The sequence below is a fragment of the Enterobacter sp. fkY84-1 genome, from assembly GCF_052974705.1.
This window is the reverse complement of record NZ_CP169393.1, coordinates 4225851-4241979: the sequence shown is the minus strand read 5'-3', so window position 1 is coordinate 4241979 and position 16129 is coordinate 4225851. Positions and strand designations below refer to the sequence as shown.

Annotated in this window: 14 protein-coding genes; 7 read left to right on the top strand and 7 right to left on the bottom strand. The window is 56.7% G+C overall.

All coding sequences use genetic code 11. From position 1 onward, the window contains the following. Positions 1 to 24: 24 nt before the first annotated feature. The 6 genes from accC to acuI form a co-directional block, all read right to left on the bottom strand. The gene (gene accC / locus ACEPLT_RS20245; protein WP_003860388.1) at positions 25 to 1374 is read right to left on the bottom strand and encodes an acetyl-CoA carboxylase biotin carboxylase subunit; all 1350 of its coding nucleotides are present in this window, start codon (positions 1372 to 1374) and stop codon (positions 25 to 27) included. Between the two features lie 10 nt (positions 1375 to 1384). After that, a complete protein-coding gene (gene accB / locus ACEPLT_RS20240; protein ID WP_008502856.1) occupies positions 1385 to 1849 on the bottom strand; it encodes an acetyl-CoA carboxylase biotin carboxyl carrier protein in 465 nt (154 codons plus the stop codon). A gap of 21 nt (positions 1850 to 1870) precedes the next feature. Continuing rightward, positions 1871 to 2323 (bottom strand): type II 3-dehydroquinate dehydratase, encoded by a 453-nt coding sequence (gene aroQ / locus ACEPLT_RS20235; RefSeq protein ID WP_232927487.1) that lies wholly within the window; start codon positions 2321 to 2323, stop codon positions 1871 to 1873. A 234-nt stretch (positions 2324 to 2557) separates the two neighbouring features. Further along, on the bottom strand, positions 2558 to 3157 hold the full coding sequence (msrQ, locus tag ACEPLT_RS20230; protein ID WP_008502854.1) for a protein-methionine-sulfoxide reductase heme-binding subunit MsrQ: 600 nt from the start codon (positions 3155 to 3157) through the stop codon (positions 2558 to 2560). Beyond that, on the bottom strand, positions 3158 to 4159 hold the full coding sequence (msrP, locus tag ACEPLT_RS20225; protein ID WP_008502853.1) for a protein-methionine-sulfoxide reductase catalytic subunit MsrP: 1002 nt from the start codon (positions 4157 to 4159) through the stop codon (positions 3158 to 3160). It lies immediately after the preceding gene. Positions 4160 to 4236: 77 nt separating this feature from the next. Next, positions 4237 to 5211, bottom strand: a complete 975-nt coding sequence (gene acuI / locus ACEPLT_RS20220) for an acrylyl-CoA reductase (NADPH) (RefSeq protein ID WP_232927485.1) — start codon at positions 5209 to 5211, stop codon at positions 4237 to 4239. A 182-nt stretch (positions 5212 to 5393) separates the two neighbouring features. On the opposite strand from acuI, the gene csrD reads away from it, so the two are divergent. Beyond that, positions 5394 to 7334, top strand: a complete 1941-nt coding sequence (gene csrD, locus ACEPLT_RS20215; protein WP_032675559.1) for an RNase E specificity factor CsrD — start codon at positions 5394 to 5396, stop codon at positions 7332 to 7334. Between the two features lie 80 nt (positions 7335 to 7414). On the opposite strand, the gene ACEPLT_RS20210 is transcribed toward csrD, so the two are convergent. Continuing rightward, on the bottom strand, positions 7415 to 7648 hold the full coding sequence (locus tag ACEPLT_RS20210) for a hypothetical protein (protein ID WP_162230876.1): 234 nt from the start codon (positions 7646 to 7648) through the stop codon (positions 7415 to 7417). Between ACEPLT_RS20210 and mreB the strand changes: the two genes are divergently transcribed. From mreB to yhdP, 6 genes are all read left to right on the top strand, one after another. After that, on the top strand, positions 7617 to 8660 hold the full coding sequence (mreB, locus tag ACEPLT_RS20205; RefSeq protein WP_000913396.1) for a rod shape-determining protein MreB: 1044 nt from the start codon (positions 7617 to 7619) through the stop codon (positions 8658 to 8660). The genes ACEPLT_RS20210 and mreB overlap by 32 nt on opposite strands. A 62-nt stretch (positions 8661 to 8722) precedes the next feature. Continuing rightward, on the top strand, positions 8723 to 9739 hold the full coding sequence (gene mreC / locus ACEPLT_RS20200; protein WP_008502850.1) for a rod shape-determining protein MreC: 1017 nt from the start codon (positions 8723 to 8725) through the stop codon (positions 9737 to 9739). Next, on the top strand, positions 9739 to 10227 hold the full coding sequence (gene mreD / locus ACEPLT_RS20195) for a rod shape-determining protein MreD (RefSeq protein WP_008502849.1): 489 nt from the start codon (positions 9739 to 9741) through the stop codon (positions 10225 to 10227). Before mreC ends, mreD begins: the two co-directional genes overlap by 1 nt. A gap of 9 nt (positions 10228 to 10236) precedes the next feature. Continuing rightward, positions 10237 to 10830 carry a Maf family protein gene (locus ACEPLT_RS20190; RefSeq protein ID WP_021242285.1) on the top strand — a complete coding sequence of 198 codons (594 nt, stop codon included), beginning with the start codon at positions 10237 to 10239 and terminating at the stop codon, positions 10828 to 10830. Beyond that, positions 10820 to 12289, top strand: coding sequence for a ribonuclease G (gene rng / locus ACEPLT_RS20185; protein ID WP_008502847.1), 1470 nt, complete (start codon positions 10820 to 10822; stop codon positions 12287 to 12289). The genes ACEPLT_RS20190 and rng overlap by 11 nt, the downstream gene beginning before the upstream one ends. Positions 12290 to 12330: 41 nt before the next feature. Further along, entirely contained in the window at positions 12331 to 16128 is a 3798-nt protein-coding gene (gene yhdP / locus ACEPLT_RS20180; protein WP_447088312.1) for an AsmA2 domain-containing protein YhdP, read from the top strand. Position 16129 lies beyond the last annotated feature (1 nt).

Here is a 16129-nt window from a genome sequence, read left to right as displayed (position 1 = left end):
CGGCCTTTTCACAACACAGGTCTCTTACTTCTCGTTCAGACCGAGTTTTTTCTCCAGATAGTGGATGTTGGTTCCACCATTCTGGAAGTGCTCGTCGCTCATGATGCGCATCTGCAGATCAACGTTGGTTTTGATTCCGTCGATGATCAGTTCCTGCAGGGCGTTCTTCATGCGGGCAATCGCCACGTCACGGTTTTCGCCGTAGCAGATGAGCTTGCCGATCATTGAGTCATAGTACGGCGGTACGGTGTAACCGGCGTAGATATGAGACTCCCAGCGCACGCCAAAGCCACCCGGCGCGTGGAAACGCGTGATTTTACCCGGGCTTGGCAGGAAGGTGTTCGGGTCTTCGGCGTTGATACGGCATTCTACCGCATGGCCTTTCACCACAACTTCTTCCTGCTTGATGGACAGCGGCTGACCGGCTGCGATACGCAGCTGCTCTTTAATCAGGTCAACCCCGGTGATCATTTCGGTAACCGGATGTTCAACCTGAATACGGGTGTTCATCTCAATGAAGTAGAACTCGCCGTTTTCGAACAGGAACTCAAAGGTACCCGCTCCACGATAGCCGATATCGACACACGCTTTAGCGCAACGCTCGCCGATGTAGCGACGCAGTTCCGGAGTAATGCCTGGCGCTGGTGCTTCTTCGACCACCTTCTGGTGACGACGCTGCATGGAGCAGTCACGTTCAGCCAGATAGATCGCGTTACCCTGACCGTCAGCCAGCACCTGAATTTCGATGTGGCGTGGGTTTTCCAGGTATTTTTCCATGTACACCATGTCATTGCTGAAAGCGGCTTTCGCTTCTGCTTTGGTCATGGAGATGGACTGCGCCAGTTCAGCATCGCTGCGCACAACGCGCATACCGCGACCGCCGCCGCCGCCGGACGCCTTGATGATAACCGGGTAGCCAATGCGTTTAGCATGAGCACGGTTAGCATCCATGTCGTCGGTCAGAGGGCCGTCAGAGCCTGGTACGGTTGGTACACCGGCTTTTTTCATCGCGGTGATCGCCGACACTTTGTCGCCCATCAGGCGGATGGTGTCGGCTTTCGGGCCGATGAAGATAAAGCCAGAGCGTTCAACCTGCTCAGCAAAGTTGGCGTTCTCAGAGAGGAAGCCGTAACCCGGATGAATTGCCACCGCGCCGGTGATTTCAGCGGCGCTGATGATAGCCGGGATGTTCAGATAGCTTTTTACGGACGGAGCCGGGCCAATACAGACCGTCTCATCCGCCAGCAATACGTGTTTTAAATCGCGATCCGCGCTTGAGTGCACAGCGACAGTCTTGATGCCCAGTTCTTTACAGGCACGAAGAATACGCAGTGCGATCTCGCCGCGGTTGGCGATAACAATTTTATCCAGCATGTACGCCTCGTTACTCGATGACGACCAGCGGCTCGTCAAATTCAACCGGCTGACCACTTTCGACCAGAATCGCTTTCACAGTACCTGATTTGTCTGCTTCGATCTGGTTCATCATTTTCATCGCTTCAACGATGCACAGGGTATCGCCTACGTTGACTTTCTGACCCACTTCGATGAACGCCTTCGCGTCCGGGCTCGGGGTGCGGTAGAAAGTACCAACCATTGGGGAACGTACGATGTGACCACTGATTTCTGCTGCAGCGGCAGGTGCGGCTTCAGCTGCTGCTGGTGCAACGGCTGCGGAGAGCGCAGGCTGCTGCACTGGCGCAGCGTAAGCTTGCTGCATTACCGGGAAGCTAGCGGCTGGGGCTGCACGGCTGATGCGTACAGACTCTTCGCCTTCAGAAATTTCCAGTTCGGAGATGCCTGATTCTTCAACCAGCTCGATCAGTTTTTTAATCTTACGAATATCCATGAGTGGGTTCCGTACTCTTGTTTAGTGTGATTGTGACAAGCGTTTTACCGCTGTCTGTAAAGCGTATGAATAGCCGTCTGCGCCCAGTCCACAGATAACGCCAGCAGCGATATCCGACAGATACGAGTGGTGACGGAACGGCTCTCGGGCGTGCACGTTACTCAGGTGGATCTCGATAAACGGGATACTCACCGCAAGCAGTGCGTCGCGGATAGCAACACTGGTGTGCGTAAACGCGGCCGGATTGATCAGGATATAGTCCACATTGTCTTTAGCCTGATGAATACGGTCGATGATTGCGTACTCCGCGTTTGACTGAAAATGATCCAAATCCACATTCAGCGACGCTGCTTCCGTGCTCAAACGGTTAACAATTTCGCTTAATGTCAGCGTGCCGTACTTCTCCGGCTCACGGCTGCCGAGCATGTTCAGGTTCGGTCCGTTCAAAACTAAGATCTGAAACTTATCAGTCATTATGCCGCTATCTCCTGCGATTTTCGGGTAAAAAACAAAATATACCGTCGAAGCGCAAATGTCACCTTTTCAGAGGCCAAAAACCACTGTCAGGCGAACCAAGGTCGCACATTATAACGATTTCGTAGCATTTGGCAGCTAAATACTGGTCTTATCAGGGAAGATTATCAACCGCAATCCAAAAAAGATTTGCGGTTGAGAGGCAATCTGCGGGAAAACGCACAGTTTCGCGAACTATCGCAACCACTGGCGGAACTTCTTGTAACGCCATGCTAAAAGCGCCACGGCCGCCAGCGCGTAAAGGACCGGCTGCGGAGAGAGGATCTTCACCGACCACAGATAATGAATGGGTGCGAGGATCGCGACAAGATAGACGAAGTTATGCAGCAACTGCCAGCGACGGCCCAGCTTTCGCTGCGCATATTGCGTGGATGTCAGCGCTAACGCCAGTAAAATCACCCAGCTTACAATACCCAGCGTCAGATAAGGGCGCGTCACCAGTTCGCGGCCAAGCAGTGTCAGATTGTTAATTCCCAGTTCCAGCAGGGCATAGCTGGTCAGATGCAGCGTGGCCCAGGCAAAACACCATAGCCCCAAAAGCCGACGGGTGCGTATCAATAGTGGCTGTTTAGCGTAGCGCGCCAGCGGCGAGACGAGCAAGGTGGCCAGTAAAAATTTCAGAGCCATCCGACCGGTAAAATGCTGGATATCCTTGGCCGGATCGGCGCTAAAAAGCCCCTGGCTGGCGGCCCAGAACAGCCAGAGAAAGGGGAGTATTCCGGCTAAATGCAGCAGCACTTTCAGCCAGGTAATCTGTTTTGCCGTTAAACGCACTCAGAAGTTCTCCCGTAAATTGAGGCCACGGTACAGCGAGGCCACTTCATCCGCATAACCGTTAAACAGCAGCGTTGGCTGGCGCTTCACGTCCAGCGCGCCGCCGGAACCGATAAAACGCTCGGTCGCCTGCGACCAGCGCGGATGATCCACGTGCGGATTCACGTTGGCGAAGAAACCGTATTCGTCCGGAGCCGCCAGATTCCAGGTGGTTGGCGGACGCTCGCGGGTGAGCTTAATGCTGACGATAGACTTAATTCCTTTGAAACCGTATTTCCACGGCACGGTTAAACGGATGGGCGCGCCGTTCTGCGGCGGAAGCGCCTTGCCGTAAACGCCGACGGTCAGCAGCGTAAGAGGGTGCATGGCTTCGTCAAGGCGTAACCCTTCAACGTAGGGATACTCCAGCCCGCCGCCAATGAACCGGTCTTTCTGGCCCGGCATCTCGTCCGGCGCATACCGCGTCTGGAAAGCGACATATTTTGCGTTGCTGGTGGGCTCCACCATCGCCAGCAATTTATGCAGCGGGAAGCCGATCCAGGGCACCACCATCGACCAGGCTTCCACGCAGCGCATGCGGTAGATACGCTCTTCGAGCGGGAAACGGGTGGTCAGATCGTGGTGGTCCAGCGTCAGGGGTTTTGCCACTTCGCCGTCGATTTTCAGCGTCCACGGATCGGTTTTGAGACTACCGGCGTTGGCCGCAGGATCGGCCTTGTCGAGGCCAAATTCGTAGAAGTTGTTATAGCCCGTCACTTTGTCTTCTGGCGTAAGCGTCAGTTTGTTCTGCCATTGGGCGGGTTTCGTAAAGGTGAGCGGGGCGCCGGAAGGGGCCTTCGGCCGATCGTTGCCTTTAAACCAGTCGAGCAGGTCAGCGTGAGCCGAAGGCGAGAGCGAGAGCGCGGTGGCGCTGATGCCAAGCATTTTCAGGATCTGGCGGCGCTGTAACATAAAGACAGACTCGGACGTTACGTCGGCTTCCGTCAGTTTTCGGTTTTTCATGGCATCCTCCGTCATGCGTTTTCCTAAGCATGACGGAGGAGAGTGATTCGCGCGAATATGTCACGAAAATTTGAAGATTAGGCGATTTTCACCAGCGCGCGACCGTGGAACTGGTTATCCATGATCTTACTGGCATAGTCCGGTGCCTGGCTGAGCGTAATCTCCGTGGCGCTTTGGGTGTAGAAAGATGCCGGCAAATCGCGCACCAGACGTTCCCATGCCTCAGTACGACGAGCCGCAGGTGTCATCACGGAATCCACGCCCTGCAGGCGGACGTTACGCAGAATGAATGGCATCACGGTGGTTGGCAGGGCAAATCCGCCCGCCAGCCCGCAGGCGGCCACGCAGCCGCCGTAGTTCATCTGCGCCAGGACTTTTGCCAGCACTTTATCACCGACGGTATCCACCGCGCCCGCCCAGACCTGTTTTTCCAGTGGACGGGTTTCGGCGAATTCGTCACGGCTGAGAATGCGGTTTGCACCGAGCTGGCGCAGGTAATCGTGGGTACTTTCCCGACCGGAAATCGCCGCAACCTGATAGCCCAGCTTGTGCAGTAGCGTCACTGCCGTGCTGCCCACGCCCCCGCTGGCACCGGTGACGACAACTTCCCCCGATTCAGGGCGGATGCCTGCGTCTTCCAGCGCCATCACGCACAGCATCGCGGTAAAGCCTGCCGTGCCGACGATCATCGCCTTGCGGCCATCCATACCTTTCGGCATCGGCACCAGCCAGTCGCCCTTCACGCGCGCCTGCGTGGCCAGCCCGCCCCAGTGATTTTCACCTACGCCCCAGCCGGTGAGCAGGACCTGCTGGCCCGGATGGAAGCGCGGATCCTCGCTGGTATGTACCCGGCCAGCGAAATCAATACCCGGCACCATAGGGAAATTTCGGATGATTTTACCCTTCCCGGTAATCGCCAGCGCATCTTTATAATTTAAACTGGACCAGTCGATGTCGACGGTTACTTCGCCTTCCGGCAGGCGACTCTCTTCTACCGCCTGCACTGAGGCAAGCGTTTTGCCGTCCTGCTGTTCTAAGATCAAAGCCTGCATACGGGGTCCTCTCGACTCATTTGATTGGAAAATAATTTCTGAAGACTATACTCGCTCAGGGAAACGCAGTGCCGATTTAACGCAATAAATTGCCAGATACACCCGATTTGGTAGTATGCCGCATTTGAAATGCAAGTTAGCGCTTACTCGCTACCCCATCAACCCACGGAGTAATCTCAAGGATGCGATTAACGACGAAGTTCTCAGCTTTTATCACCTTGCTGACGGGGCTTACCATTTTTGTCACCCTTCTGGGCTGCTCTCTGAGCTTTTACAACGCCATTCAGGACAAACTGGTTAACCGGGTACAGTCTGTCGCGTCGGTAATTGATACGCGTCTGCTGACGACGCCGCTACCGGCACTCTCCAGGGAGCTCGATGAGCTGATGGTACCTGTTGATATTGTTCAGATCGACATTCAGCAGGGAAAGCATCGTGTGTTAAGCCACGAACGCCCGGGAAGCTATCGGCCTGCGGGCGTGGTGAGCCAGTATCGGGAAGTGACCGTACATTCCCTTAAAAATCCGGGGATGACCATACACATGGTCTATCTTGATCCGATGGCCAGCTATTTCCGTTCCATGATGACCACCGCGCCGCTCACCGTCGCGGTGGCGTTTATCGTCCTGCTGATCTTTCTCGCGGTCCGCTGGCTGCGCCGCCAGCTCTCCGGCCAGGAGCTGCTGGAGATGCGCTCCGTGCGGATCCTTAACGGTGAACGCGGCCCGCATGTCCGTGGTTCAGTCCACGAATGGCCGTCACGCGCCAGCAGCGCCCTGGATACGCTGCTCTCGGAAATCCAGTTTGCCAGCGACCAGCGCAGCCGTATGGATACGCTGATCCGCTCCTATGCCGCGCAGGATAATAAAACCGGCCTCAACAACCGCCTTTTCTTTGATAATCAGCTCGCCACGCTGCTCGACGATTCGGAAAAAGTGGGGACGCACGGGGTGGTGATGATGATTCGCCTGCCTGATTTCGATCTCCTGCGCGACACCTGGGGACAGCGGGCCGCGGAAGAAAATCTCTTTACGCTGATCAACCTGCTCTCCACCTTTATTATGCGCTACCCGGGCGCGCTGCTGGCCCGCTACCACCGCAGCGACTTTGCCGTGTTGCTGCCGCATCGGACGCTGAAGGAGTCGGAAAGCATCGCCAGCCAGCTGCTGAAGGCGGTTGATGCGCTGCCGCAGAGCAAAATGCTCGACAGGGACGATATGGTCCACATGGGGATCTGCGCCTGGCGTGGCGGACAATCGACAGAACAGGTGATGGAGCATGCGGAAGCTGCCACCCGCAACGCCGTGCTGCAGGGCGCGAACGGATGGGCGGTCTATGATGATTCGCTGCCGGAAAAAGGGCGCGGTAACGTGCGCTGGCGTACGTTGATTGAGCAAATGCTAAGTCGCGGCGGACCGCGTATTTATCAAAAACCCGCGGTCATGAAAAACGGCAACGTTCATCACCGTGAACTGATGTGTCGTATTTTTGACGGTACGGAAGAGGTTATTTCTGCGGAATATCTGCCAATGGTGCTGCAATTTGGGCTGTCCGAAGAGTATGACCGTCAGCAAATTAGCCGCTTGATTCCGTTTTTATCATTCTGGCCTGAAGAGAGCCTGGCGTTACAGGTCACCGTGGAGTCATTAATACGCCCGCGTTTTCAGCGCTGGCTGCGTGATACATTAATGCAATGCGAAAAATCGCAACGCAAACGCATTATTTTTGAACTTGCTGAGGCGGATGTAGGTCAACACATCAGCCGGTTACGTCCGGTGGTTCGTTTGATCAACGCGCTCGGCGCGCGCGTCGCGGTGACGCAGGCAGGTTTAACGCTGGTCAGCACCAACTGGATCAAGGAGCTGGATGTGGAGCTATTAAAGCTACATCCGGGGCTGGTAAGGAATATTGAAAAGCGCACGGAAAACCAGCTGCTGGTACAGAGCCTGGTTGAGGCGTGCAAAGGAACGCGAACACAGGTGTTTGCCGCGGGCGTGCGCGCCAGAGGCGAATGGCAAATGTTAACAGAGCGCGGTGTAATGGGTGGTCAGGGGGATTTTTTTGCTGCCTCTCAGCCGCTTGACACCAATGTGAAAAAATATTTGCAAAGATACTCGGTTTGACCTGCCGTTTACGCTGTTTTCACGTAGAATATCGCGCCTGTAGCTTTGAGTATGTCGAGCAAAAAGCCAGTGAACGACCTTTAACGGGTTACAAAGGTCAGTAAGGAATGCTGCTGTTTACTCAGCCCTGAGGGAGTCAGGGGATGATTTTGTAACATCAGGAAACGTACTGCACAAATTTTCACCGTTGCAGATGATTTTTGCGCCTTGTCGCTGCTGCGTGTGGTTGGTAAAGTAAGCGGATTTTGTTTTCCGCCCCAGCTTTCAGGATTATCCCTTAGTATGTTGAAAAAATTTCGTGGCATGTTTTCCAATGACCTGTCCATTGACCTGGGTACTGCGAATACCCTTATTTATGTAAAAGGACAAGGCATCGTATTGAATGAGCCTTCCGTTGTGGCCATTCGTCAGGATCGTGCAGGCTCGCCGAAAAGCGTAGCCGCTGTGGGTCATGACGCGAAGCAGATGCTGGGTCGTACCCCTGGCAACATCGCCGCTATTCGCCCAATGAAAGACGGCGTTATCGCTGACTTCTTCGTGACTGAAAAAATGCTTCAGCACTTCATCAAGCAGGTTCACAGCAACAGCTTCATGCGTCCAAGCCCGCGTGTTCTGGTGTGTGTGCCGGTTGGCGCAACCCAGGTAGAGCGTCGCGCAATCCGTGAATCTGCTCAGGGTGCAGGTGCGCGTGAAGTGTTCCTGATTGAAGAGCCAATGGCGGCGGCAATCGGTGCAGGTCTGCCTGTGTCTGAAGCGACCGGTTCCATGGTGGTGGATATCGGTGGTGGTACCACTGAAGTGGCCGTTATCTCTCTGAACGGCGTGGTGTACTCCTCTTCCGTACGTATCGGTGGTGACCGCTTCGACGAAGCCATCATTAATTATGTGCGCCGTAACTACGGCTCTCTGATCGGTGAAGCCACCGCAGAGCGTATCAAACACGAAATCGGCTCTGCATATCCGGGCGATGAAGTGCGCGAGATCGAAGTACGTGGCCGCAACCTGGCTGAAGGTGTTCCACGCGGTTTCACCCTGAACTCCAACGAAATTCTGGAAGCACTGCAGGAGCCACTGACGGGTATCGTGAGTGCGGTAATGGTCGCGCTGGAACAGTGCCCACCAGAGCTGGCGTCCGATATCTCCGAGCGCGGTATGGTTCTGACCGGTGGTGGTGCGCTGCTGCGTAACCTCGACCGCCTGTTAATGGAAGAGACAGGTATTCCTGTCGTAGTTGCAGAAGATCCACTGACTTGCGTCGCCCGTGGTGGTGGCAAGGCGCTGGAAATGATCGACATGCACGGCGGCGATTTGTTCAGCGAAGAGTAGTCGAGTTTGAGAGGGTAGCAATTTGCTACCCTTTCTCTCTGACGCGAGAATACGCATAGCCTATGAAGCCAATTTTTAGCCGTGGCCCATCGCTACAGTTTCGCCTCATTCTGGCGGTTCTGGTTGCGCTTGGGGTCATTATTGCCGATAGCCGCCTCGGTACGTTCAGCCAGATCCGAACGTACATGGATACCGCCGTCAGTCCTTTCTACTTTATATCAAATGGTCCCCGTGAACTGCTCGACTCCGTTTCTCAAACGCTGTCTTCACGAGACCAGCTCGAACTTGAAAACCGGGCATTACGCCAGGAACTGCTGCTGAAAAACAGCGAACTTCTGATGCTGGGGCAATACAAGCAGGAAAACGCGCGTCTGCGTGAGCTGCTCGGCTCGCCGCTGCGTCAGGATGAGCAGAAGATGGTTACCCAGGTGATCTCCACCGTGAACGACCCTTACAGCGATCAGGTTGTGATCGACAAAGGGAGCGTCAACGGGGTGTATGAAGGCCAGCCCGTCATCAGCGATAAAGGCGTAGTAGGCCAGGTTGTTGCCGTCGCCAAACTGACCAGCCGCGTGCTGCTGATTTGCGACGCCACGCATGCGCTGCCGATCCAGGTGCTGCGCAACGACATCCGCGTGATTGCGGCCGGGAACGGCTGTACGGACGATCTGCAGCTGGAACACCTGCCGGCCAACACGGATATCCGCGTGGGCGACGTGCTGGTGACCTCCGGTCTGGGTGGCCGCTTCCCTGAAGGCTATCCGGTTGCGGTGGTCTCTTCGGTGAAGCTGGATACGCAGCGTGCCTATACCGTGATTCAGGCGCGTCCAACCGCCGGTTTACAGCGTCTGCGCTACCTGCTGCTGCTGTGGGGCGCCGATCGTAACGGTACTAACCCGATGACGCCTGAAGAGGTCCATCGTGTGGCAAATGAACGCCTGATGCAGATGATGCCGCAGGTTCTCCCGCCTGCGGACTCTATGGGGCCGCCTGCGCCAGTCCCGGCACCGGCAACGGGGTTAACGCAGCCGCTGCCGGATGCGCCGCCACCGCCTAAACTCTCTTCGGGAGGGCAGTAGTGGCAAGCTATCGTAGCCAGGGACGCTGGGTCATCTGGCTCTCGTTCCTCATTGCACTGTTGCTGCAGATTATGCCCTGGCCGGATAACATTCTCGTTTTCCGGCCAAACTGGGTCTTGCTCATTTTGCTCTACTGGATCCTTGCCCTGCCGCATCGCGTAAATGTCGGCACGGGTTTTGTGATGGGTGCCATACTGGATCTCATTAGTGGCTCTACGCTGGGCGTACGCGCCTTGTCCATGAGCATTATTGCGTACCTCGTCGCACTGAAATTCCAGCTCTTCCGTAACCTCGCGCTCTGGCAACAGGCCCTGGTCGTGATGCTGTTGTCGCTTGCTGCGGATATCGTTGTTTTCTGGGCAGAGTTTTTAGTGATCAACGTCTCTTTCCGACCGGAAGTGTTCTGGAGTAGTGTAGTAAACGGTGTGCTCTGGCCGTGGCTATTCCTGCTGATGCGTAAGGTTCGCCAGCAGTTTGCTGTGCAATAAAAGGTTTCTATGACGTCTTTGTATCTCGCTTCCGGCTCCCCGCGCCGTCAGGAACTCCTGACGCAGCTTGGGGTCTCTTTTGAACGCATCGTGACCGGCATTGAAGAAAAACGTGCTGAGGGCGAAAGTGCTCAACAGTACGTGTCACGTCTGGCGCGCGAGAAAGCGCAGGCGGGCGTGGCCTGCGTGCCGCGCGATCTGCCCGTGCTGGGAGCTGATACCATCGTTATCCTTAACGGTGAAGTGCTGGAGAAACCGCATGACGCCGAACACGCGGCGCGCATGCTGCGCAAAATGTCCGGGCAAACGCATCAGGTGATGACGGCCGTCGCGCTGGCGGACCGCCAGCACGTGCTGGATTGCCTGGTGGTGACGGATGTCACGTTCAGAGTACTTACCGACGACGAGATCGCCGCTTATATTGCCAGCGGTGAACCGATGGATAAAGCAGGTGCATACGGTATTCAGGGGCTGGGTGGCTGTTTTGTCAGGAAGATTCATGGCAGCTATCACGCCGTAGTCGGCTTACCGCTGGTGGAAACGTATGAGTTGCTGAGCAATTTTAACTCACTGCGTGAGGGAAGGGATAATTATGACGGCTGAATTGTTGGTAAACGTAACGCCATCGGAAACCCGTGTGGCCTATATTGACGGTGGCATTCTTCAGGAAATTCATATTGAGCGTGAAGCGCGGCGCGGAATAGTAGGCAATATCTACAAAGGTCGTGTCAGTCGTGTACTGCCGGGTATGCAGGCGGCTTTTGTAGATATTGGACTGGATAAGGCGGCATTTTTACATGCCTCCGACATCATGCCGCACACCGAGTGCGTCGCGGGCGAAGAGCAAAAGCAGTTTGCCGTGCGCGACATTTCTGAACTGGTGCGTCAGGGGCAGGACTTAATGGTGCAGGTGGTGAAAGATCCTCTTGGTACCAAAGGCGCCCGTCTGACCACCGATATCACCTTACCTTCCCGCTATCTGGTCTTTATGCCCGGCGCGTCGCACGTGGGCGTTTCGCAGCGTATTGAGAGCGAAAGCGAGCGCGAGCGCCTGAAGAAAGTCGTCAGCGCCTACTGCGATGAACAGGGCGGATTTATCATCCGCACCGCCGCGGAAGGGATCAGCGAGGAAGACCTGGCGTCAGATGCGGCTTACCTGAAGCGCGTCTGGACCAAAGTGATGGAGCGTAAAAAACGCAACCAGACCCGCTATCAGCTCTATGGTGAGCTGGCGCTGGCGCAGCGCGTGCTGCGTGACTTTGCCGACGCGCAGCTCGACCGCATTCGCGTGGATTCCCGCCTGACGTATGAAGCGCTGCTGGAGTTTACCGCCGAATATATCCCGGAGATGCCAGGCCTGCTGGAGCACTACACCGGGCGTCAGCCGATCTTCGATCTCTATGATGTCGAAAACGAGATCCAGCGTGCCCTGGAGCGTAAGGTTGAGCTGAAGTCCGGCGGCTATCTGATCATCGATCAGACCGAAGCGATGACCACCGTCGATATCAACACCGGCGCGTTCGTCGGCCATCGCAACCTGGATGACACCATCTTCAACACCAACATCGAGGCCACGCAGGCCATTGCGCGCCAGCTTCGTCTGCGCAATCTGGGCGGCATTATCATCATCGATTTCATCGATATGAGTAATGAAGACCATCGCCGCCGCGTGCTGCACTCGCTTGAGCAGGCCCTGAGTAAAGATCGCGTGAAAACCAGCATCAACGGCTTCTCACAGCTGGGGCTGGTGGAAATGACGCGTAAGCGTACCCGCGAGAGCGTGGAGCATGTGCTGTGTAATGAATGCCCGACCTGCCATGGACGCGGAACGGTAAAGACGGTTGAGACGGTCTGCTACGAGATCATGCGTGAAATCGTCCGTGTTCATCATGCCTACGACTCCGATCGTTTTCTGGTCTATGCTTCCCCTGCGGTGGCTGAAGCGCTGAAAGGCGAAGAGTCACACGCGCTGGCGGAAGTGGAAATCTTTGTCGGCAAACAGGTAAAAGTACAAATTGAACCGCTCTATAACCAGGAGCAGTTTGACGTCGTGATGATGTAAGCGCAGTACGCTGCGTGACCAAAGCTGACAAGGAGAGATGCGTGAGGCGATTGCCGGGGATTTTATTGCTTACAGGGGCAACGCTGGTCGTGATTGTCGCGTTGCTCGTGAGCGGGCTACGCCTCGTTTTACCGCATCTGGACAGCTGGCGTCCGCAGCTGCTGGCAAAAATCGAATCCACCACCGGCGTGCCGGTGAACGTCAGCCAGGTAAGCGCCAGCTGGCAGAACTTTGGCCCGACGCTCGATGTGCGGGATATCAACGCCAGCCTGAAAGATGGCGGCCACCTCAAAATCAAACGCGTGACCCTGGCGCTGGACGTCTGGCAAAGCCTGCTGCATCTGCGCTGGCAGTTTCGCGATCTTACCTTTTATCAGCTCCAGTTTCTGACCAATACGCCCATCTCGGGCGGCGACAGCAGCCAGGGGCTTGAGGCCAACCGTTTTAGCGATCTTTTCCTGCGTCAGTTCGATCATTTCGATCTGCGCGACAGCGAAGTGAGCTTTATTACCCTTTCCGGCCAGCGCGCGGAACTGGCGATCCCCCAGCTGACCTGGCTCAACGGCAGGAACCGGCACCGCGCTGAGGGGCAGGTGAGTCTCTCCAGCCTGAACGGTCAGCACGGCGTGATGCAGGTGCGCATGGATCTGCGTGACGATGACGGTCTGCTAAATAACGGCAAAGTCTGGCTGCAGGCCGACGATGTGGACGTCAAACCGTGGCTGGGCGACTGGCTCCAGCAGAATATGCAGCTGGAAACGGCCCGATTCAGCCTTGAAGGCTGGCTGACCCTGACGAAAGGCGAATTTGCCAGCGGTGATATCTGGCTCAAGCAGGGGGGCGCGAGCTGGAAAGGCGAAAAACAGCAGCATCAGCTTTCCGTCGATAACCTCACCGCCCACGTGACGCAGGAGAAAGAGGGCTGGCAGTTTGCCATTCCCGATACGCGGATCGTGATGGACGGCAAGCCGTGGCCGCGCGGTGCGCTGACGCTGGCCTGGATGCCGGAGCAGGACGTTGGCGGCACGGCCAGTAAACGCAGCGACGAGCTGCGCATCCGCGCCAGCAACCTGGATTTGGCCGCCATTGAAGGGCTGCGCTCAATGGCGGCAAAGCTCTCTCCAGACCTGGGCGAGATCTGGCTGGCTACGCAGCCGAGCGGAAAGATCGATTCTCTGGCGCTGGATATCCCGCTTCAGGCGACGGAAAAAACCCGTTTCCAGGCAACATGGAAAGATCTTGCCTGGAAGCAGTGGAAGCTGCTGCCGGGTGCGGAGCACTTTAGCGGCAAGCTGGAAGGCAGCGTGGAGAACGGCAGGCTGACGGTTGATATGCACGACGCCAGAATGCCGTACGAGACGGTCTTCCGCGCACCGCTGGAAATCGAACAGGGCAACGCAGTGCTTAACTGGCTCCGTAACGATAAGGGCTTCCAGCTCGATGGTCGCCATATCGACGTCAAAGCCAAAGCGGTACACGCGCGGGGTGACTTCCGCTATCTGCAACCGCAGGGGGACGAGCCGTGGCTGGGTATTCTGGCCGGAATCAGTACCGATGATGGCTCGCAGGCCTGGCGCTATTTCCCGGAAAACCTGATGGGTAAAGCGCTGGTCGACTATCTGAGCGGCGCAATTCAGGGCGGTCAGGCGGAAAACGCCACGCTGGTCTACGGCGGTAACCCCCATCTGTTCCCGTACAAACATAATGAAGGTCAGTTCCAGGTGCTGGTGCCGCTGCACGACGCCACCTTCGCGTTCCAGCCGGGCTGGCCCGCGCTGAAAAACCTGGATATCGAACTTAACTTCCTCAATGACGGCCTGTGGATGAAGTCCGACAGCGTGGCGCTGGGCGGCGTAACGGCCAGCAACCTGACGGCCAACATTCCGGACTACTCAAAAGAGAAGCTGCTGATTGATGCCGACATCAACGGTCCCGGCAAGGCGGTGGGACCGTACTTTGAGGAGACCCCCCTGAAAGAGTCGCTGGCGGCGACGCTTCAGCAGCTGCAGCTTGATGGCGATGTGAATGCTCGCTTACATCTTGATATCCCGCTGGACGGTGAGATGACCACCGCGAAAGGCGACGTCCGTCTGAAGAACAACAGTCTGTACATTAAACCCCTTGAGAGCACCCTGAAAAATCTCAGCGGGCAGTTCAGCTTTGAGAACGGTAACCTGAAGAGCGAGCCGCTGACCGCCAGCTGGTTTAATCAGCCCGTGAATATCGACTTCACGACCACAGAGGGTGAAAAGGCGTATCAGGTGGCCGTCAATCTGGACGGTAACTGGCAGCCAGCGCGAATGGATGTCCTGCCGAAGCCGATTGAGGCGTCGGTGGAGGGGGCGGTCGCCTGGCAGGGTAAAGTGGCAATCGACCTGCCTTATCACGCGGGTGCCCAGTACAAGGTCGACATCACGGGGGATCTGAAGAATCTTCGAAGCCAGCTGCCTGCGCCGCTGGATAAACAGGCCGGACAGCCGCTGCCGGTGAAGCTGAACGTCGAGGGCAACCTGAGCAGCTTCGCGTTGACCGGAAACGCGGGCGGGACGAACCACTTCAACAGCCGCTGGCTGCTTAACCGCAAGCTCACTCTCGACAGGGCCATCTGGACGACGGATAGCCGCTCCACGCCGCCGCTGCCAGAGCAGACGGGCGTTGAGCTGAATCTGCCGCCGATGGACGGTGCAGAGTGGCTGGCGTTGTTCCAGAAAGGCGTTGGGCAAAACGTTGATGAAACCGCCCAGTTCCCGCAAACCATTACCGTACGCACGCCGTCGCTGATGCTGGGTGGGCAGCAGTGGAACAACCTGAGTATTGTCTCGCAGCCTGCTGCTAACGGTACGAAAGTGGAGGCCCAGGGTCGGGAGATCAACGGCACGCTGACCATGCGCGATCACGCGCCGTGGCAGGCGGCGATCCGCTATCTCTACTACAACCCGGCCGCCGCGAGTAAAGATAAACCGGCGGATACCTCGCCGCTGAGTCAAACCTCCCGCGTCGATTTTAGCGGCTGGCCCGATCTCCAGCTGCGCTGCGCGGAGTGCTGGCTGTGGGGACAGAAATATGGCCGTATCGACGGTGATTTTGCCATTCAGGGAAATACGCTTACGCTCACCGGTGGATTGATCGACACCGGCTTTGGCCGCATGACGGCAGGCGGGGAATGGGTGAATAATCCGGGCGAGCAGCGAACGTCCCTCAAGGGAGACATTAAAGGCAACAAACTGGATGCGGCAGCCAATTTCTTTGGCATCAGCACGCCGCTGCGCGGTTCGTCATTTGACGTCGATTACGATCTTCACTGGCGCGACGCCCCGTGGAAGCCGGATGAGGCCTCGCTGAACGGCATTCTGAAAACCCGCTTCGGCAAAGGTGAAATCGCCGACGTGAGCACGGGGCGCGCCGGGCAGATCCTGCGCCTGCTGAGTTTTGATGCGCTGCTGCGCAAGCTGCGCTTCGATTTCAGCGATACCTTCAGCGAAGGGTTCTACTACGATTCCATCCGCAGTACGGCGTGGATCAAGGACGGCGTTCTGCATACGGACGATACGCTGGTGGATGGCCTGGAAGCGGATATCGCCATGAAAGGCTCGGTCAACCTCGTGCGCCGCGAGCTGGATATGGAAGCCGTGGTGGCGCCGGAAATTTCCGCGAGCGTGGGCGTTGCGGCGGCCTTCGTGGTGAACCCGATTGTCGGTGCGGCGGTGTTTGCCGCCAGCAAAGTGCTGGGGCCGCTGTGGAGCAAGGTCTCCATTCTGCGCTACCGCATTACCGGTCCGGTCGATAAACCGCAGATTAACGAGGTGCTGCGCCAGCCGCGCAAAGATGCACAGCAATGAT

Excerpts from the sequence above, each read along its gene's own strand:
- mreC (WP_008502850.1), top strand. The coding sequence starts at position 8,723 with ATGAAGCCAATTTTTAGCCGTGGCCCATCGCTACAGTTTCGCCTCATT.
- csrD (WP_032675559.1), top strand. The coding sequence starts at position 5,394 with ATGCGATTAACGACGAAGTTCTCAGCTTTTATCACCTTGCTGACGGGG.
- accC (WP_003860388.1), bottom strand. The coding sequence starts at position 1,374 with ATGCTGGATAAAATTGTTATCGCCAACCGCGGCGAGATCGCACTGCGT.
- mreB (WP_000913396.1), top strand. The coding sequence starts at position 7,617 with ATGTTGAAAAAATTTCGTGGCATGTTTTCCAATGACCTGTCCATTGAC.
- acuI (WP_232927485.1), bottom strand. The coding sequence starts at position 5,211 with ATGCAGGCTTTGATCTTAGAACAGCAGGACGGCAAAACGCTTGCCTCA.
- accB (WP_008502856.1), bottom strand. The coding sequence starts at position 1,849 with ATGGATATTCGTAAGATTAAAAAACTGATCGAGCTGGTTGAAGAATCA.
- rng (WP_008502847.1), top strand. The coding sequence starts at position 10,820 with ATGACGGCTGAATTGTTGGTAAACGTAACGCCATCGGAAACCCGTGTG.
- aroQ (WP_232927487.1), bottom strand. The coding sequence starts at position 2,323 with ATGACTGATAAGTTTCAGATCTTAGTTTTGAACGGACCGAACCTGAAC.
- ACEPLT_RS20190 (WP_021242285.1), top strand. The coding sequence starts at position 10,237 with ATGACGTCTTTGTATCTCGCTTCCGGCTCCCCGCGCCGTCAGGAACTC.
- msrP (WP_008502853.1), bottom strand. The coding sequence starts at position 4,159 with ATGAAAAACCGAAAACTGACGGAAGCCGACGTAACGTCCGAGTCTGTC.